Origin of the sequence: Janthinobacterium sp. 35, assembly GCF_002754575.1 — a bacterium.
Taxonomy (GTDB): domain Bacteria; phylum Pseudomonadota; class Gammaproteobacteria; order Burkholderiales; family Burkholderiaceae_D; genus Janthinobacterium; species Janthinobacterium tructae.
In genome coordinates this window covers 3,509,231-3,527,563 of sequence record NZ_PEFN01000001.1, presented here as the reverse complement: position 1 = coordinate 3,527,563, position 18,333 = coordinate 3,509,231, and the positions used below count along the sequence as shown (strand labels likewise).

The 18,333-nt window shown below is 63.1% G+C and carries 19 protein-coding genes; 14 read left to right on the top strand and 5 right to left on the bottom strand.

The genetic code is table 11. The features are described 5' to 3' along the window. Window positions 1-175 precede the first annotated feature (175 nt). Complete coding sequence (locus CLU93_RS15690) at window positions 176-562, top strand: hypothetical protein (protein WP_099762198.1); 387 nt, start codon at window positions 176-178, stop codon at window positions 560-562. Between the two features lie 60 nt (window positions 563-622). On the opposite strand, the gene CLU93_RS15685 is transcribed toward CLU93_RS15690, so the two are convergent. From CLU93_RS15685 to CLU93_RS15675, 3 genes are read right to left on the bottom strand one after another with little or no spacing between them, the layout of a single operon-like run. Beyond that, on the bottom strand, window positions 623-802 hold the full coding sequence (locus tag CLU93_RS15685) for a hypothetical protein (RefSeq protein WP_099762197.1): 180 nt from the start codon (window positions 800-802) through the stop codon (window positions 623-625). A gap of 19 nt (window positions 803-821) precedes the next feature. After that, entirely contained in the window at window positions 822-1,403 is a 582-nt protein-coding gene (locus CLU93_RS15680; protein WP_099762196.1) for a DUF1697 domain-containing protein, read from the bottom strand. A gap of 15 nt (window positions 1,404-1,418) precedes the next feature. Beyond that, a complete protein-coding gene (locus tag CLU93_RS15675) occupies window positions 1,419-2,984 on the bottom strand; it encodes a sensor histidine kinase (protein ID WP_099762195.1) in 1,566 nt (521 codons plus the stop codon). Window positions 2,985-3,190: 206 nt separating this feature from the next. On the opposite strand from CLU93_RS15675, the gene CLU93_RS15670 reads away from it, so the two are divergent. Together CLU93_RS15670 and CLU93_RS15665 are read left to right on the top strand one after the other, a co-directional pair. Beyond that, a complete protein-coding gene (locus CLU93_RS15670) occupies window positions 3,191-3,529 on the top strand; it encodes a hypothetical protein (protein ID WP_257224980.1) in 339 nt (112 codons plus the stop codon). Further along, complete coding sequence (locus CLU93_RS15665; protein WP_071075563.1) at window positions 3,526-4,371, top strand: HDOD domain-containing protein; 846 nt, start codon at window positions 3,526-3,528, stop codon at window positions 4,369-4,371. The genes CLU93_RS15670 and CLU93_RS15665 overlap by 4 nt, the downstream gene beginning before the upstream one ends. A gap of 141 nt (window positions 4,372-4,512) precedes the next feature. Here CLU93_RS15665 and CLU93_RS15660 read toward each other — a convergent pair whose 3' ends face one another. Further along, window positions 4,513-4,839: a hypothetical protein gene (locus CLU93_RS15660; RefSeq protein ID WP_034746769.1), complete on the bottom strand. Its 327-nt coding sequence runs from the start codon at window positions 4,837-4,839 to the stop codon at window positions 4,513-4,515. Between the two features lie 664 nt (window positions 4,840-5,503). Here CLU93_RS15660 and miaB point away from each other — a divergent pair. The 11 genes from miaB to CLU93_RS15605 all read left to right on the top strand — a co-directional run bounded on the left by miaB (window position 5,504) and on the right by CLU93_RS15605 (window position 16,924). Continuing rightward, window positions 5,504-6,871, top strand: a complete 1,368-nt coding sequence (gene miaB / locus CLU93_RS15655; protein ID WP_099762193.1) for a tRNA (N6-isopentenyl adenosine(37)-C2)-methylthiotransferase MiaB — start codon at window positions 5,504-5,506, stop codon at window positions 6,869-6,871. Further along, window positions 6,868-7,932, top strand: a complete 1,065-nt coding sequence (locus CLU93_RS15650; protein ID WP_096237787.1) for a PhoH family protein — start codon at window positions 6,868-6,870, stop codon at window positions 7,930-7,932. Before miaB ends, CLU93_RS15650 begins: the two co-directional genes overlap by 4 nt. Then, window positions 7,916-8,380 carry an rRNA maturation RNase YbeY gene (gene ybeY / locus CLU93_RS15645; RefSeq protein ID WP_099762192.1) on the top strand — a complete coding sequence of 155 codons (465 nt, stop codon included), beginning with the start codon at window positions 7,916-7,918 and terminating at the stop codon, window positions 8,378-8,380. The genes CLU93_RS15650 and ybeY overlap by 17 nt, the downstream gene beginning before the upstream one ends. Before the next feature lie 4 nt (window positions 8,381-8,384). After that, window positions 8,385-8,804: a DUF4259 domain-containing protein gene (locus CLU93_RS15640; protein ID WP_099762191.1), complete on the top strand. Its 420-nt coding sequence runs from the start codon at window positions 8,385-8,387 to the stop codon at window positions 8,802-8,804. A 117-nt stretch (window positions 8,805-8,921) separates the two neighbouring features. Continuing rightward, complete coding sequence (locus tag CLU93_RS15635) at window positions 8,922-9,800, top strand: HlyC/CorC family transporter (RefSeq protein WP_071075558.1); 879 nt, start codon at window positions 8,922-8,924, stop codon at window positions 9,798-9,800. Between the two features lie 79 nt (window positions 9,801-9,879). Further along, complete coding sequence (gene lnt / locus CLU93_RS15630) at window positions 9,880-11,406, top strand: apolipoprotein N-acyltransferase (protein ID WP_099764413.1); 1,527 nt, start codon at window positions 9,880-9,882, stop codon at window positions 11,404-11,406. A gap of 146 nt (window positions 11,407-11,552) precedes the next feature. Beyond that, the gene (gene glyQ / locus CLU93_RS15625; protein ID WP_099762190.1) at window positions 11,553-12,470 is read left to right on the top strand and encodes a glycine--tRNA ligase subunit alpha; all 918 of its coding nucleotides are present in this window, start codon (window positions 11,553-11,555) and stop codon (window positions 12,468-12,470) included. A 39-nt stretch (window positions 12,471-12,509) separates the two neighbouring features. After that, window positions 12,510-14,612, top strand: a complete 2,103-nt coding sequence (gene glyS / locus CLU93_RS15620; RefSeq protein ID WP_099762189.1) for a glycine--tRNA ligase subunit beta — start codon at window positions 12,510-12,512, stop codon at window positions 14,610-14,612. Next, complete coding sequence (gmhB, locus tag CLU93_RS15615) at window positions 14,612-15,199, top strand: D-glycero-beta-D-manno-heptose 1,7-bisphosphate 7-phosphatase (RefSeq protein WP_099764412.1); 588 nt, start codon at window positions 14,612-14,614, stop codon at window positions 15,197-15,199. The genes glyS and gmhB overlap by 1 nt, the downstream gene beginning before the upstream one ends. A gap of 16 nt (window positions 15,200-15,215) precedes the next feature. Next, window positions 15,216-15,956, top strand: coding sequence for a lysophospholipid acyltransferase family protein (locus CLU93_RS15610; RefSeq protein WP_099762188.1), 741 nt, complete (start codon window positions 15,216-15,218; stop codon window positions 15,954-15,956). Window positions 15,957-16,000: 44 nt separating this feature from the next. After that, window positions 16,001-16,924, top strand: coding sequence for a M48 family metallopeptidase (locus tag CLU93_RS15605; protein WP_099762187.1), 924 nt, complete (start codon window positions 16,001-16,003; stop codon window positions 16,922-16,924). 132 nt (window positions 16,925-17,056) lie between these two features. On the opposite strand, the gene waaA is transcribed toward CLU93_RS15605, so the two are convergent. Further along, window positions 17,057-18,331: a lipid IV(A) 3-deoxy-D-manno-octulosonic acid transferase gene (gene waaA / locus CLU93_RS15600; protein ID WP_099762186.1), complete on the bottom strand. Its 1,275-nt coding sequence runs from the start codon at window positions 18,329-18,331 to the stop codon at window positions 17,057-17,059. Between the last annotated feature and the right edge of the window lie 2 nt (window positions 18,332-18,333).

The following is an 18,333-nucleotide window of genomic DNA, read 5'->3' as shown; positions in this document are numbered from 1 at the left end:
TATCAAAATGATAAATATTCGTAATTTAAAGCAAATATACGTAGCAAAATTGCCACGACTTGTGCTGTAATAAGACCTCATCAGAAAAATTGTGATACGCCCCCGTACAGGCGCATTTTCCGTCCAGGCGCAGGCCGGTTTCGGCCACGCCGCACGGTGAACCAGGGAGTCAACGATGAAGATCTTTCAGCCGCTATGCGTGGCCGTGCTGGCGCTGTCGGCGTATGCCGGCAATGTGGCCGCCAGCGCGCCTGCCGTGAGCGACGACAGTCTCGCTTTCAACAACATGACGGACTATCCCGCCTGGGAAACGCCGGACTTGCCGTATGCACGCCTGCTGACGCAGCACTCGACGCACAATGCGACCCCTCGCTGGCTCAACGCCGGTACGCGCCAAAGCGCACTGGCGCCCCCCACCACCGCCGCCGCCACGCCTGCCGTACAACAGCCGAACGTGCCGCCGCCCGTGCCCGAAGCGAGCATGGTCTCGATGTTGCTGGTGGGACTGGGTTTGCTGGCCTTGAGCATGCACGGTGAAAAACAGGAAAAATTCGATGGCTGACTTTACTTCGGCGGCGGATGCCCTTGCATTAAAAAAATTCCGCCTTGCGCGGAATTTTTTTTACTTGTCCAGCAAGCGGCACACCCTTTCGATATTGCCCACCGGAATACCCGACTTCAGGGCGCGCGCGATGCAGCCCGCCTTGTCAGGGCCCGAGGCGGACATGAGCACGAAGGCCGTGCCCAGGGCGCTGACGGCGAGCAGCAGGATCAGCACGCCCTTGACGATATCCCAGTTCATGGCGTCTCGATGGCCGGCATCAGTGCTCCTTGGCTGAGGTGGCTACCGCCTCGGGCCCGTTCAGCAGCGCATGTAATTTTTGCATGGTGGCCCAGTTGCGCGAGGTGACGCCATCGCCCAGCAGCACGCCCAGCGCCGCCACCACCTTGCTGGCCAGCACGCCATCGGGACACCAGGCATACGCTGCCCATTGCCCCAGCGCCAGCGCTTCCGGCTGCCACGGCCGCTGCAAGAGCGGCGCCAGGCGCTGCACGTCGGCCGGATTGTTCAGCACCAAGGTCAGCAGACGGGCCGCATCGGCCGCCGGCGCCAGGGTGTTTTGTTCGATCAGTTCGGCAAACTGGCCAGCCGACAGCACCGTCACCCGGGCCGCGACGCCCAGTTTCAGCACCAGCGCTTCCTCGATGCGGGCAGCGGCCTCGGCCGGCGCCACCGCGCCCCCCTCATACACGACGTTGCCGCTGTTGAGTACTGTGCGTACCTGCGCAAAACCCAGGTCGCCCAGCAGCTTGCGCAGGTCGGCCATGGCCACGCGCTTGGCGCGGCCCACATTGATCCCGCGCAAAAGCGCCACTTGCTGACTGTTTTCTGGCTGTGCCATGTCTGTTCTCCTTGCCTATGCCGGGCTGCTGGTGCTGTCCGGCAACGGCGTCACCGTGGGCAGGCGCAGCAGGAATGTTGCGCCCTGTCCCAGCGTGCTGCTGACCGTGATGGTGCCGCCAAACTGCTTGGCAATCAAGTTGAACACGATATTCAAGCCCAGGCCCGTGCCGCCCTGCCCCCGCCGCGTGGTGACAAACGGGTCAAACACGCGGTCAAGCATGTCGGGCGCGATGCCGCGGCCGTTATCGCGCACCTGCATGGCGATCCACTCGCCGTCGCGGCGCACGCCGATATGGATGTTGCCGGCCGTGTCCGCATCGAAGGCATGCTCGACACAGTTCAAGACCAGGTTGGTCAGCACCTGCGCCAGCGCACCCGGATAGCTGTCGAGCATGATGTCAGGCGGGCAATCGATTTCGATGCGGATGCGCGTCTTTTTCAGGGTCGGCTGCAGGCTCGAGATCACTTCCCCGATATAGTCGCGCAATTCGAACAAGCGGCGCGCCTCGCTGACCTGGTCGACGGCGATCTGCTTGAAGCTGTGGATCAGGTGCGCGGCGCGATACGCGTTGTTCATGATCAGCCGCGCGCTCTCGCCGGCCGTTTCCAGGTAGCGCACGATATCGGTTTTCTTCACGCTGCCGCCGGCCACCGCTGCGCTGATGTGATCGGTGGCTTCCTTCAGCACCGAGGCACTGGTCAGCGCAATGCCGACCGGCGTATTGATTTCATGCGCCACGCCGGCGACCAGGCTGCCCAGCGAAGCCAGGCGCTCCGACTGCAGCAACGATTCCTGCGCGCGGCGCAGCTCGTCCATCGCCTGCGCCGTCTCCTGCTGCGAACGACGCGCCATGTCTTCCGCCTCGCGGCTGCCCTCGATGATGGACTTGAGCTTGCGCTGCACGGCATTGAAGCCGCGGATCACGTCGCCCAGTTCGTCGCGCCGGTTTTCCGGCAATTCTTCGACCTCGTCGCTGCCGCGCGTGGCCAGGTCGATCAAGCCGTCGCGCAACTGTTTCAAGGGATCGAAGACGATGCGCAGGCTCAGCGCCAGGGCGCCCACCAGGATGATGTCAAGCAGTAATACTTCCAGTACCTTGCGCCACACTTCGCCGCGCAGGGCCGCATCGATCTGCGCGCGGCTGAAATTGACGATGACCTTGCCGACGATCACCGGCTTGCCGCCGGAGGCCAGGGCCACGGCGTCGCGGAACACCAGCGGCGCCTCAACGGGCGTGCCGCCCATGGCCACGTCGGAGGTCAAAGGCACCAGGGTGCCGGCCGCGTCGCGCACTTCACCGGCGAACAGGCCCACGGAAGCGTCGTAGACGCGGATGCCGACCAGTTCCGGCGGCAGCATTTCGGCAGCGACAATGCTGTCGACCTTGGATTTGTCGAGATCCCACAGGGCCGAAGGCAAGCTGGTCTGCAAGCGCGTGAGCACGCCGCTGCGCAGGCGCGCGCTGCCCGATTCAAGTTCCTGGCTCAGTGTATATTGGGTATAGCTGCCAGAAATGCCCAGCACCAGGGTGACGATCACGACAAAAAGCAGGGTCAGCCGGACTTGGATACTCACCATCGATCAACACTCCCCGGGCCAGGCCAGCCGCCGGCCCGCGGCGCGGGCGCAGATACGTCAGCAATGCAACTGCCTGTATCAAATGTACGGTATGACATGCTGATTGGCAAGATTTACAGCGACCCCGTTTTCGACAGGGCATTGATACAGGTTGAGACATTGCGTCATGGCAATGGTAATATCCCGCAATCATCTAAGGAGTCGTCATGGCGGTCATACATCAACATCTACCCCTGGAACAAGTGCGTCCTGGCATGGTCTTGTCGGATGTCTTGCTCGACGCGCATGGACAAGTGCTGTTGCCGCAAGGCGCGGTACTGACGGAAAACATGCTGTCCCTGATGCCGCGCCACGGCATCGCCATGCTGCCGATCCAGGCGCCGCCCCCTTCGCCAGAGGAAGTGGCCGCGCAGCAGGCGGCCGATAGCGCGCGGCTGGCCTACCTGTTCCGCAAGCATGATCCGGACGATCCCGAGGACACCGCCACGACCTTGCTGCGCAACTATGTCACGCAATACCGCCTGGGTACGGGAGAGCCAGCATGAGCACCCAGCTGACGCTCGACGATATCGTCGCCCACCTCGATGACCTGCCTTCCTTGCCTGCCGTCGTCATGGAACTGTTGAATAGCATCGACCAGGAAGACGTCGATATTTCCGTGCTGGCGAAAAAAGTCTCCTACGACCAGGCGCTGACGGCAAAAACCCTGCGCCTGGCCAACTCCTCGCAATATGGCTTGCAGGTCAAGGCCACCACCATCCAGCAGGCGATCACCTACCTGGGTTTCCAGACCACGCGCAGCCTGATCACCTCGGCCGCCATCACGGGTTGCTTCCCGGAAGGGCGCTGCCCCGGCTTCGACGACAAGGCCTTCTGGCGCCATTCGGTAGCGACGGCCGGCTGCGCCAAGGTGCTGGCGCGGCAGATCCGCTTCAACCAGGATTACGCCTTCACGGCCGGCTTGCTGCATAATATCGGTCGCCTGGTGCTGGTCAGCAGCTTTCCCGCACACTACGCGCAAGTCATCGTGTACCAGGCAGCGCACGATTGCAGCCTGCTCGAAGCGGAGCAGGCCGTGCTGGGCGTGGACCATGTGCAGGCGGGCGTGGCACTGGCCGAACACTGGAATTTTTCCGACACCATGCGCCTGGCGCTGGCCAACTACCTGCAGCCGGAAACGCCGGGCGCAGGTTTCCTGGCAGCGCTGATCCACGTTGCCAATGCGATTGTGTGCGCGCTGGACCTGGCGCAGGCGGGCGACGACATGGTGCCGCGCGTCTCGCCGGTGGCCTGGGATGCGCTGGGCCTGAGCGAAGAGACGTATCTGCAACTGTTCCGCGAAACGGAGTTGCGCTACGACGAAATTACCTCGGCACTGCTGAGCTAAACGCCGCGCCACATGCCAACGGCTCTCGCCGCGAAGCGAAAGCCGTTATGGGTACTGCGGTGTATCCATGCTGCCCGGTCCACACCAGCCTGTTGCCGCCAGCAGTGACGCAAGCGGCACAGTCAGCGTGCAACCGCCACATCAGTGCGCGTAATTCGATTCTTGCGCATCGCCGCGGTCTTCCGCTTTTGGACGGCCCTGGGCGTCGGACAGACGATATTTGGTGCGGCGGTCGCCCATCAAATCGCGCAGGTCACGGATGCTCATGCCCGTCACTTCGTGCATGCGGATCAGCAACGAGGCGCCGACCGGCAAGCGGTGATGGCGGATCTTGCTGATGACGGGTGGCGCCACTTCGAGCAAGCGCGACAGGGCTGCGTCGTTTTTCAGCTGCATCTTGCTCAGCAGAATATCCAGCAGGTGATTCGGGTTGTAACTCTCTTGCGATGCTAATGCATGATGTGCCATGATTTTTCCTCGTCTAGTGAATGTTCAAAGAATGCAGATACGAACTTAAGGCTGGCTTAGAGTGTTTAAATAAACGTCTTTCCATCGGACTCAGCCTCCCCTCCGCCTTCCCTCCTTGTCGCACTGCCTGCACAGGACTCGCACAGCCAACGTGCGCAGCTTGCCGCGTGAGTAAATGCACTGCAACCCACCGAAATGAATTGCATATAAAGCAATATACTAGTCCAAACAGGCGGCATCTGCGCCTCGCGCAAACTTCCTGATTGTTAAATATCAATCAAGCTGCTAGTTGGCTTGCCAACGATGCTATTTCAACACATTAGGATGCCAGCGGCCGCACACAAGGCTTTGCAGCAACTTGTTACAAATCAATGGTGTCGCACGGCAATAAATGCTTTACGGCATCGCCGTGCCGGGCGCCGTATTCACGCTGCAATCTTGTCGGCATGCTCAGCACAACATGGCCCGTCCCGGCGATTTACGCTAAACTATGGCCTGAACTTGCAGCGAGCCTGCCAGCGGGCAGCCAGAGGCGCCCGGCCGGTGATCCAGCGCCTCCCGCCCCGAGCGGCGCACGGCGCAAGCTCCCTGCCCGGCTTACTTGCCGCCACACTTATTTGTCCCACTTGTTTGCCGCCACATTTACCGATAAGCATCCGACTCCATGCAGAAAAAAGTATTCATTAAAACCTTCGGCTGCCAGATGAACGAGTACGACTCGGACAAGATGGCCGACGTGCTGGGCGCTTCCGACGGCCTGGTGCGCACCGACACGCCGGAAGATGCCGATGTGATCCTGCTCAACACTTGCTCCGTGCGCGAAAAGGCGCAGGAAAAAGTGTTTTCCGACCTGGGCCGTCTGCGCGAGCTGAAACTGGCCAAGCCGCACCTGCTGATCGGCGTGGGCGGCTGCGTGGCCTCGCAGGAAGGCGACGCCATCGTCAAGCGCGCGCCATATGTCGACATGGTCTTCGGCCCGCAAACCCTGCACCGCCTGCCGCAAATGATCGAGTTGCGCCGCTCCAGCGGCGCTTCGCAGGTCGACATCAGCTTCCCGGAAATCGAAAAGTTCGACCACATGCCGCCGGCCAAGGTGGACGGCGCGTCGGCGTTTGTTTCCATCATGGAAGGCTGCAGCAAATATTGCAGCTATTGCGTCGTGCCCTACACGCGCGGCGAGGAAGTGTCGCGCCGCTTCGAAGACGTGCTGACGGAAGTGGCGGGCCTGGCCGCCCAGGGCGTCAAGGAAATCACCCTGCTGGGGCAGAACGTGAACGCCTACCGTGGCGTGATGGAAGGCGGAGACATTGCCGACTTCGCCCTGCTGCTCGAATACGTGGCCGACATTCCCGGCATCGCGCGCATGCGCTTCGTCACCAGCCACCCGAAGGAATTCACGCAGCGCCTGATCGACGCCTATGCGAAGATCCCGCAGCTGGTCGACCATCTGTACCTGCCGGCGCAGCACGGTTCCGACAAGATCCTGGGCGCCATGAAACGCGGCTACACGGGCCTCGAATACAAGTCCATCATCCGCCGCATCCGCGCCGTGCGCCCGAACATGGCCATTTCGTCCGACTTCATCGTCGGCTTCCCCGGCGAGACGCAGGCCGACTTCGACGCCATGATGAAACTGATCGCCGACGTGGGCTTTGACAACAGCTACAGCTTCATCTTCAGCAAGCGTCCCGGCACGCCGGCTGCCAGCCTGGCAGACGATACGCCGCATGAAGTCAAGCTGGCCCGTTTGCAGCAGCTACAGGCGGCCATCGACGCCAACACGCGCAAATACAGCCTGGCCATGGTGGGCAGCGTGCAAACCATCCTCGTCGAAGGCCGTTCGAAGAAGGACACCGATGACAGTGAACTGCAAGGCCGCACGGAAAACAACCGCGTCGTCAATTTCGACGCCGGCCCGGACGGCTTGCACCTGATCGGCCAGCTGGTCGACGTGCGCATCACCGAAAGCCATTCCTACACCCTGCGCGGCGAACTCGTCGCCGGCGCTTCCGCATTGAAAAGAGCCAGTTGAAAACCAAAGCCCCGATACAGCCGCATTACTTCATCCCCGAGCCGCTGGACAACACGCGCCTGGCGCACCTGTGCGGGCCGCTCGATGAAAACCTGCGCCAGATTTCCGCCGCCCTCGACGTGACGATCTTCCGCCGCGGCGAGAAATTCATCGTCGGCGGCAGCAATGCCGAACGGGCCGTGGAAATCCTCGACCAGTTCTACGCCATCGCCAACAAGGTCGTGCCGCTGGAAGAAGTGCAGCTGGCCCTGGTGGAGCAGCGCGCGGGACTGTCCGCCGCTTCGGAACACCACGTCAACGCGCCTGCCAGCACCTTCGTCGAGCCGGACATCGCCAGCCCCGTGCTGAAAACGCGGCGCAGCGACCTGCGCGGGCGCACGCCGCACCAGATCGCCTACCTGCGCGACATCCTCGAACACGACATCAGCTTCGGCGTGGGTCCGGCCGGCACCGGCAAAACCTATCTGGCCGTCGCCTGCGCCGTCGACGCGCTCGAACGCGACGCCGTCAAGCGCATCATCCTGACGCGCCCCGCCGTCGAAGCGGGCGAGCGCCTGGGCTTTTTGCCGGGCGACCTGGCGCAAAAGGTCGACCCGTATCTGCGGCCCCTGTACGACGCGCTGTACGATTTGCTGGGTTTTGACCGCACACAAAAGCTGTTTGAAAAACAGGTGATCGAGATCGCCCCGCTGGCCTACATGCGCGGACGCACCCTGAACCACGCCTTCGTCATCCTCGATGAAGCGCAAAACACCACCGTCGAACAGATGAAGATGTTTTTGACGCGCATCGGCTTTGGCAGCAAGGCCGTGGTGACGGGCGACGTGACGCAAGTCGACCTGCACAAGAGCCAGACGAGCGGCCTGATCGACGCCGTGCACGTGTTGAAAGACGTACGCGGCATCGGCTTCACACAATTTAACAGCAGCGACGTGGTGCGCCACCCGCTCGTCGCGCGCATCGTCGATGCGTATGAAACGGCGCAAGCGGCCGGCGCCAGCGCCGCCCAGTTACTTCCCTTATTGACACCAGCTGCCGCCAAAAATGTCCGAAAAAAATAAACTGTCCTTGTCCGTGCAATACCCGGACGCCCGCCTGGAAACCCTGATCACGCGGCCCAAAGTGCGCCGCTGGGTCAAAGCGGCCCTGTTCGCGCCCGCCGAATTGACCATCCGCTTCGTCGACGCGGAAGAAGGCCGTACCTTGAACCGCGACTACCGCGAAAAAGATTACGCCACCAATGTGCTGACGTTTGCCTACAACGAAGGCGAAGAGTTAAGCGACGACGAGCCGACGCGCGCCGACATCATCCTGTGCACGGACGTGCTGGAAAAGGAAGCGGCGGAACAAAAGAAAAGCGTGGAAGAGCACACGGCCCACCTGATCGTGCACGGCGTGCTGCATGCGCAGGGCTACGATCACATGGATGACGAGGAAGCGGCCGAGATGGAGGGCCTGGAAACGGAGATCCTCGCAAAACTCGGCATTACCGACCCGTACAAGGAGTAAGCACATGGGAACCTGGGCACTGGACGCCTTCGGCAACGACTACGCCATGGATTGGGCGCAGGATCTGCACGAATACAAAACCCTGGAACTGGTCGAGACGACGCTCGACAACGTCATCGACAGCCAGGAGGCGGAACTCGAAGCGCCGTTCGCCGCCGAAGCGCTGGCCGCGCTGGAAGTGATCGCGCGCCTGCAAGGCCAGCCGGGAGAAAACGACCCGGCCACGGCGGAAGTGGACGAATGGGTGGCCGCCTGCAAGAAGAAAGTCACGCCGCCGCTGCTGGAAAAAGCACGCCTGGCGTTCGAGCGCATCATGGCCGAGTCGTCGGAACTGCGCCAGCTGTGGCAGGACAGCGAGCATTTTACGGACTGGCAGGCGGACGTGGCGGCCCTGCGCGCCCGTGTGCTGGGCCAGGACGCCTGAAACATCGGGCAACGGCGCACTTCAACGTATTAAATTTGCATCAAAAGCGGGGAAATCCGGTATTCCCCCACTTTTGGTGTATCCTATATCCCTTCGCAACAACGGCTCACGCCTCCTATGCCCGAGCACCCTAGTGGCGTCAGAACTGACGTCAAGCCCCACCGGTCACTGTTTGAACGCCTGACCGCACTCATCTCCCCCGAGCCAGAGAACCGTGCAGAATTGCTCGATGTTCTACACGATGCGCATGAACGCAAGCTGATCGACGCCGACGCCCTGTCGATGATCGAAGGCGTGTTTCAGGTATCGGATCTCTGTGCGCGCGACATCATGATTCCCCGTTCGCAAATGGATGTCATCGACATCAGCAAGCCGATCGAGGAATGGATGCCGGAAGTCCTGTCCACCGCCCACTCGCGCTTCCCCGCGATCGAAGGCGAGCGCGACAAGGTCATCGGCATCCTGCTGGCGAAAGACTTGCTGCGTTATTACGCAGAAGAGACTTTCGACGTGCGCGACATGCTGCGCCCCGCCATCTTCATCCCCGAATCGAAACGCCTGAATGTGCTGCTGCGCGATTTCCGCGCCAACCACAATCACATGGCCATCGTCGTCGATGAATACAGCGGCGTCGCCGGCCTGATCACCATCGAAGACGTGCTGGAACAGATCGTCGGCGACATCGAGGACGAATACGACTTCGACGAAGCCGAGGACAACATCCTCTCGCTCAAGGAAGGCCAGTTCGGCCCCCGCTGGCGCGTCAAGGCACTGACCGAGATCGAACAGTTCAACGAAGAAGTGGGCAGCCACCTGGTGGACGACGACGTCGACACCATCGGCGGCCTGGTCTCGAAGTACCTGGGCCGCATGGCGCACAAGGGCGACATCTTCGACCTGGGCAATCTGCGCTTCGAGGTGCTGCGCGCCGATGCGCGCCAGGTGCACGTGCTGCTCGTCGAGCGCCTGCCCAACGTGCCGGAACTGGAACTCTGACATGCGCGTGCTGTAAATGCGTTTCAGACGCGCTGACCCCAACGCCCCCGCCAAACCGCCCCGCAGCACGTGGGCGCGCATGCTGACTGCCGCCATCGCCGGCGCCGTCGCGGTGCTGGCGTTCGCCCCGTTCGGCTACTGGCCATTGCAAATCCTCAGCCTGGGCGTGCTGTTCTACCAGGTGCTGCGCGCATCGAACGTCAAGGCCGGCGCGCTGATCGGCTGGGCCTATGGCTTCGGCTGGTGCGCGGCCGGCACGCACTGGCTGTATATCTCGATGCACCGCTATGGCGACATGGCCGCACCGATCGCCGCCATCGCCGTGGCCTTGCTGGCCCTCTTGATGGCCATTTACGTGGCCCTGGCCATGGGCGCGGCCGCCTGGCTGCGCCAGCGCTGGGTGCTCTCGCTGCCCGCCATGACCTTGCTGGTATTGCCCGCCACCTGGACCTTGTTCGAATGGACGCGCGGCTGGCTGTTTACGGGTTTCCCGTGGCTGGCCACGGGCTACGCCCACAATGCCAGCCCGCTGGGCGGCTTTGCCCCTATCGTCGGATCGTACGGTCTGGGCTGGCTGGCGGCGCTGTCGGCCGGCGCCCTGCTGCTGCTAGTCCATCCCCTGCGCCGCACGCGCTGGAGCGCGCTGGGCGGCGTCATCGCTCTGTACGCGGCCGGCGTTGGCTTGCAATACGTGAACTGGACCCATCCGGTCGGACGCGCGATCACGGTGCGCCTGTTGCAGGGCAATGTGCCGCAACAGCAGAAATTCGACCCCGGCTTCGTGCTGGGCGCCCTGCAGATGTACCAGAATGCCATCACCAGCGCGCCGGCCGACCTGATCGCCACGCCGGAAACGGCCGTCACGGTGCTGCCGCACCAGTTGCCGCCCGGCTATCTGGATAGCCTGGCGACGTATTCGCAGCAGACGGGCAGCACGATTTTGCTCGGCATGCCCGTGCTCGACGAACAGCAGCGCTTCTACAATGCGGCTGTGGGGATCACGCCCACCGGCACGCCGGGACCGTACTACCAGTACCGCAAGCACCATCTGGTACCGTTCGGCGAATTCGTGCCGCCCGGCCTGCACTGGTTTGTCGCCATGATGGCCATCCCGCTGGGCGACATGGGCCGCGGCGCCGAGGTACAAGCGCCTTTGCCCGTGCGCGACCAGCTGGTGCTGCCGAATATCTGCTACGAAGACCTGTTTGGCGAAGAAATCGCGGGACAGCTGGCCAGCGCCCACCGCAGCGGCAAGCAGTCGGCCTCGGTGCTGCTCAATATCTCGAACCTGGCCTGGTTTGGCGACTCGATCGCCATCCCGCAGCATCTGCAGATTTCGCAGATGCGCAGCCTGGAAACGGGCCGCCCGATGCTGCGCTCGACGAATACGGGCGCCACCGCCGTCATCGACGGCAAGGGCGTGGTGCAAAGCCTGCTGCCGCCGGAACAGCAAGCCACGCTGGCGGCCAAGGTGCAAGGCATGGGCGGCATGACGCCATACATTCTGTATGGCAATAAACTGGTGCTGGCCCTGGCCGCGCTGGCCTTGCTGACGGCCTTCCTGCTGTCGCGCGCCGCGCGCCGTGGCCGCGCCACGCAGCAATAAGCGGCCGATATTGCCCGAAGAGTCACAGTGGGCCCGTAAAAACCGCTAAAATTAGCAAAATCCCGGCCCGGACGCGCTTGTTAGCAGCGTGCGGGCTTCAAGCAAACCTTAACAAAGCGCAGCCTCGCGCGCGGCGAACTCATACGATGCTCACATTTCAACAAATTATCCTGACCTTGCAAACCTATTGGGACAAGCAAGGTTGCGCCCTGCTCCAGCCTTACGACATGGAAGTCGGCGCCGGCACTTTCCACACCGGCACCTTCCTGCGCGCGATCGGCCCGGAACCCTGGCGCGCCGCGTATGTGCAGCCGTCGCGCCGTCCGAAGGATGGCCGCTATGGCGAAAATCCGAACCGCATGCAGCACTACTACCAGTACCAGGTGGTCTTGAAGCCCGCGCCGGAAAACATCCTCGACCTGTATCTGGGTTCGCTGGCCGCCCTGGGCCTGGACTTGCAGCAGAATGACGTGCGCTTCGTCGAAGACGACTGGGAAAGCCCGACCCTGGGCGCCTGGGGCCTGGGCTGGGAAGTCTGGCTGAACGGCATGGAAGTGACCCAATTTACCTACTTCCAGCAAGTCGGCGGCCTCGATTGCAAGCCTGTGCTGGGCGAAATCACCTACGGCATCGAACGCCTGGCCATGTATCTGCAGGGCGTGGAAAACGTGTATGACCTGGTCTGGACCGAGTGGGAAGAAAACGGTGTCACGAAAAAACTGACCTACGGCGACGTGTTCCACCAGAACGAGGTGGAGCAATCGACCTACAACTTCGAGCACGCGAACACGGACCTGCTGTTCGAACAGTTCGGCAACTACGAAGCGGAAGCGAAGCGCCTGATCGAGCTGCAACTGACCCTGCCCGCCTACGAGAAGATCATGAAGGCTTCGCACAGCTTCAATATGCTCGATGCGCGTGGCGCCATATCGGTGACGGAACGCGCCGCCTATATCGGCCGCGTGCGCACCCTGTCGCGCCTGGTGGCGCAAGCGTATTACGACTCGCGCGAGCGCCTCGGTTTCCCGATGCTGCCCGCCGCAGACCAACCCGCCGCCGCTTGATCGCCTAGCTCATACACCGCCGTACCAGACAAGAACACCATGAACCAAACACTGCTCATCGAACTGCTGACCGAAGAACTGCCGCCGAAAGCGCTGGCCAAACTGGGCGCCGCCTTCACCGCCGGCATCGTCAATGGCCTCAAAGCGCGCGACTTCCTGGAAGCCGACAGCGTCGCCACCAGCTACGCCTCGCCGCGCCGCCTGGCCGTCTCCATCACCAACGTGCGCGAAGTCTCGCCCGATAAATCCATCCGTGAAAAAGTCTTGCCCGTCTCCGTGGCGCTGGACGCGAACGGCAACGGCACGCCGCCGCTGGCCAAGAAACTGGCCGCGCTGGGCTTCCCCGACCTGACGCTAGCGGACCTGGAACGCGCCGTCGACGGCAAGGCTGAAAGCTTCTTCTACACCTACACGGCGCCGGGCAGCCAGCTCGCCACCGGCGCGCAGGCGGCATTGACGGAGTCTTGCGCCAAGCTGCCGATTCCAAAACTGATGAGCTATCAGCGCCCGGACGGCACCACCGTGCAATTCGTGCGCCCGGCCCACAGCCTGCTCGCCCTGCATGGCATCAACGTGCTGCCCCTGACCCTGCTGGGCTTGACGGCCGGCCGCACCACTCTGGGCCACCGCTTCCTGACCGATGGCGAACCGATCACCATCGCGCACGCGGAAAACTATGCGGCCTCGCTGATCCTCAACGCCAGCGTCATCGCCAGCAACGAGGAACGCAAGGAGCGCATCCGCGCCCAGCTGCTGGACAAGGCCGGTGCCGACCAGGTGCTGATGCCCGAAGCGCTGCTCGATGAAGTGACGGCCCTGGTCGAATGGCCGGTCGTGTATGAGTGCCACTTCGAGGAAGAATTCCTGGCCGTGCCGCAGGAATGCCTGATCCTCACCATGCAGACGAACCAGAAGTATTTCGCGCTGACGGACAGCGAAGGCAAGCTGCGCTCGCGCTTTTTGATCGTCTCCAACATCGAGACGGACACGCCAGAACACATCATCGGCGGCAACGAGCGCGTCGTGCGCCCGCGCCTGTCCGACGCCAAGTTCTTCTTCGAGCAAGACAAGAAGAAGACCCTGGCATCGCGTTTGCCGCTGCTGGCCAACGTGGTCTACCACAACAAGCTGGGCACCCAAGCTGCGCGCACAGAGCGCGTCAAATCGCTGGCCGGCGCCATCGCGGCAAAACTGGGTGGCGACGTGGCCCTGGCCGAACGCGGCGCCCTGCTGGCCAAGGCCGATCTGCTGACCGACATGGTGGGTGAATTCCCCGAACTGCAAGGCATCATGGGCACGTACTACGCGCGCCATGACGGCGAGCCGGAAGAAGTGGCGCTGGCCGCCTCCGAACACTACCAGCCGCGCTTTGCCGGCGACAGCCTGCCATCGACCGCCACCGGCATCGCCGTGGCCCTGGCCGACAAGCTCGAAACCCTGGTCGGCATCTGGGCTATCGGCCTGGCGCCCACGGGCGACAAGGACCCGTTCGCGCTGCGCCGCCATGCGCTGGGCGTGCTGCGCATGCTGCTGGAAAAGCGTTTGCCATTGTCGATCCATGGCTTGCTGGCGGACGCCGCCGCGCAGTTCGCAGCCGTGCCCGGCTTCAAGGACCCGGTCGCGGATGTGACCACCTTCATGCTCGAGCGCCTGCGCGGCATCTTGCGCGAACGCGGTTTCTCGCCGAATGAAATCGAAGCCGTCGTGGCGCAAAACCCGGACCGCCTGGACGACATCGTGCAGCGCCTGGAAGCCGTGCAGGCGTTTGCCGCCCTGCCGGAAAGCGCCTCGCTGGCCGCCGCGAACAAGCGCATCACCAACATCCTGAAAAAGAACGAGGAAGCGCTCAAGCTGGTTGCCGACAGTGGCGTCAACGTGGCCCTGCTGCAGGACGACGCGGAGAAAAAACTCGCCGCCGCCGTCTCGCGCGTGCAGCCGGAAGTCGACGCGGCCTTCGCCAAGGGCGACTTCACCAGCACCCTGCAAACACTGGCGCAGCTACGCGACGACGTCGACGGTTTCTTCAACGACGTGATGGTGATGGCCGAAGATGTCGCCCTGCGCAACAACCGCCTGGCCTTGCTGTCGTCGCTGCACGGCATGATGAACCGCGTGGCCGACATTTCCAAGCTGGCGGCATGATGGGCATGCCGGCGCTGAAACTGATTATTCTCGACCGCGACGGCGTCATTAATCATGACTCGCCGGACTTCATCAAGTCGCCGGCCGAATGGCTGCCGATTCCCGGTTCGCTCGAAGCGATCGCCCGCCTGAACCAGGCCGGCTATCGCGTCGTCGTCGCCTCGAACCAGTCGGGCATCGCGCGCGAGTACTTCGACATGACGGTGCTGAACGCGATCCACCAGAAGATGCACACCCTGGCGCAGCAGGTGGGCGCCGATATCGACGCCATCTTCTTCTGCCCGCACGCGGGCGCGGACAATTGCGACTGCCGCAAGCCGAAACCGGGCATGTTCCATGAAATCTCGAAGCGCTACAACACGAGCCTGAAAGGCGTGCCCACCGTTGGCGATTCGCTGCGCGACCTGCAGGCAGGTTTCATCAGCGGCTGCGTGCCCTACCTGGTCCTGACGGGCAAGGGCGAAAAAACCAATGAAACGGGTGGCCTGCCGCCCGGTACCCAGGTCTTCCCCGACCTGGCTGCCGTGGTCAGCCACCTGCTCAAGGCGCCAGCAGCATCTGCGCCCAGCGTGGCATTCAGTATCTAATTTTCGGAGAACCGCATTGCGTAATACTTCCCTGTTCCTGCGATCCCTGCTGTTCATGACCATCATGATCGTGGCCACCATCGTCTGGGCCTGCGTGTGCTTTTTTGCCGCGCCATTGAGCTACAACAAGCGCTATTGGGTCACCTCGCGCTGGAACGTGTTTATCCTGTGGTGCGCCAAGGTCATTTGCGGCATCCGCTATGAAGTCAAGGGCGCCGAGAACTTCCCGGATGCGCCGGCCATCGTGCTGTCAAAGCACCAGTCGGCCTGGGAAACCATCTTCCTGCTGCCCAGCCTTCCTCGTCCGCTGGTGTATGTGTTCAAGAAGGAGATCCTGTACATCCCGTTCTTTGGCTGGGCCATGGCGCTGCTGCGCATGATTCCCATCGACCGCAAACAGGGCAAGCATGCGTTCAAGAGCGTGGTCGCGCATGGCAAACGCCGCCTGGCCGATGGCCAATGGATTATCATGTTCCCGGAAGGCACCCGCATCCCCGTGGGCCAGGCGGGCAAGTACAAGAGCGGTGGCACGCGCCTGGCCATTGCCACGGGCGCCGTGGTGGTGCCCATTGCGCATAACTCAGGCGAATGCTGGCCCAAGCAGTCATTCCTCAAACGCCCGGGACTGATCACCGTCTCGATAGGCAAACCGATTTCGCCGGAAGGGCACACCCCGGACAGCATGATGCAACAGGTGGAAAATTGGATAGAATCAGAAATGCGCGTCATTTCGCCTCACGCCTACAACGCTGGCTAGACGGCATCAGCGCGGTCATCCAGGAGCCGACCCTGCGCCAGCAGATGAAGACCATCAAGGTCGGCGACCAGCAACTGGATCTGTTCGCGCATGACGTCTCGACCAGCACGCCCCCGGCGGTGCGCCCCACGGCACCGCCAGCGCCGCCCGTGGCACCACCGCTAGTGGCACCCGCGCCTCCCATCGTTCGCCCCGCCCCGTCGCCCCTGCCTTCCCCGCCACGCCCTGCCGATGGCCCTCCGCTGCGCCAGCTGCAACTGGGCAGCCACCTGGTCGAATTCGCCCTGCGCCGCTCCACGCGCCGTTCCATCGGCTTCATGATCGACGATAACGGCTTGCGCGTGACCGCGCCCAAGCGCGTCACCCTGGCCGAGATCGACAATGCCATCCGCGCCAAGCAGGGCTGGATCGTCTCGAAGCTGCTGGAACGGGGCGAGCGCAAGGTGCAGCGCCAGCAGCGCCCGCCCGTGGCATGGGTCGATGGCGCCGCGCTGCCCTACCTCGGTGGCGAAATCACCTTGCGATTGCACCAGGCGCCGCGCCACCGCGCCAGCTTCCAGCGCGAGACGAATGAATTGCACGTATGGGTCACGCCCACGGGCAGCGAACAGCAGTTGAAGGAAAAAGTGAAGGGTTGGTTCCAGCATGAAGCGCGCCAGCTGTTCGAAGCGCGCCTGGACCTGTATGCGGACAAGCTGGGTGTGCGCTACGATTCATTATCGCTATCCTCGGCCGGCACGCGCTGGGGCAGCTGCACCATCGAGCGCAAGATCCGCCTGAACTGGCGTTTGATCCACTTCGCCCTGCCGCTGATCGACTACGTGGTGGCGCATGAACTGTCGCACCTGCTGGAAATGAACCACAGCCCCCGCTTCTGGGCCACCGTGGAATCGATTTATCCCGATTATGATGGGGCCAAGCAGGCGCTGAGAAAACGTTCGCAGGAGCTGCCCGTTCTGTTCGCGTAAACAACATTGTTGGCGGCGCCTGTCGGATTACGCGCAAGCGCTAATCCGACCTACCTTGATCACGGTAGTAGGTCGCGTAGGTCGGATTAGGCCGCAGGCCGTAATCCGACGCCATTGTTGGCCGTGCATCCATCACGGCAGCAGCGGTTGGATGGCCGCAATGGTCCTCGGCGTGGCACCCCGGTGCTGGGCCGCGAAGGCCAGCGCCTTTTGTCCCATCGATGCCAGCTGCGCGGGGTCTTGCAGCAGGACTGACGCTTGCGCCATCAGCGCATCGGCGTCCGCCACCCGCGCGGCGCCGCCGGCGGTGATCGCCTGTTCGGTCACCAGCGCGAAATTGAAGGTGTGCGGGCCGATCAGCACGGGCTTGCCCAGGGCCGCCGGCTCGATCAGGTTTTGCCCGCCCAGTGGCAGCAAGCTGCCGCCGACAAAGGCGCAATCGCAGGCCGCGTAGTACGCAAACATCTCGCCCATCGAGTCGCCCAGCAGCACCTGCGTGTCCGCCGCCACAAAATCGTCCTGCGCCAGGCCGGACCTGCGCTGCACGGCCAGGCCCTGCGCCGCGATCAGTTTTTCCACCTCGTCGAAGCGCTGCGGATGGCGTGGCACGATCAGCAGCAGAACACCATCGGGCAAGCTGGCGCGGGCAAAGGCATCGAGAATCAATGGCTCTTCGCCTTCGCGCGTGCTGGCGCACAGCAGCACGGGACGCGCACCGATGGCGGCGCGCAGCGCCGCCCCCGTCGTCAGGGCCGCCGCGGGCACGACGACATCGAACTTGATGCTGCCCGTGACAACCACGTTCTGCACGCCCAGCACGCGCACGCGCTCGGCATCGTCCTGCGTCTGCGCCGCCACCAGGGTGATGCCGCGCGCCGCGTCCGCAATGAGTTTGCCCAGGCGCTGCGCCTTGCCCAGCGAACGCTGCGACAAGCGCGCGTTGGCCAGCACCACCGGCACTTTGTAGCGATTGCATTGATGGATCAGGTTCGGCCACACTTCCGTCTCCATCAGGATGCAGATGCGCGGCGCAAAGTGACGGATGAAACGGGCCGGCATGGCGCCCGTGTCGTACGGCAGATAGCTTTGCACGAGGCGCGCACCATGTTTGGCAAACAAGGTTTTACCGGTCGCGCGCCCTGTAGGCGTCATATGCGTGAGGACGATGCGGCACGCGGGCCATGCGGCAAGCAACGCATCGATCAGCGGCTCGGCCGCGCGCGTCTCGCCGACGGAGACGGCGTGCAGCCAGAGCGTGGCTGGTGCAGGTGCCAGCTGGCGAGGGTAAAAGCCCAGGCGCTCGCCCCAGTGCTGCCGGTAGCCGGGTTCCTGGCGTCCGCGCAGCCACAGCCGCGCCAGCACCAGGGGCAAGGCCAGCCACCAGGCAAGGGTATAAAGAAGTCGCATGA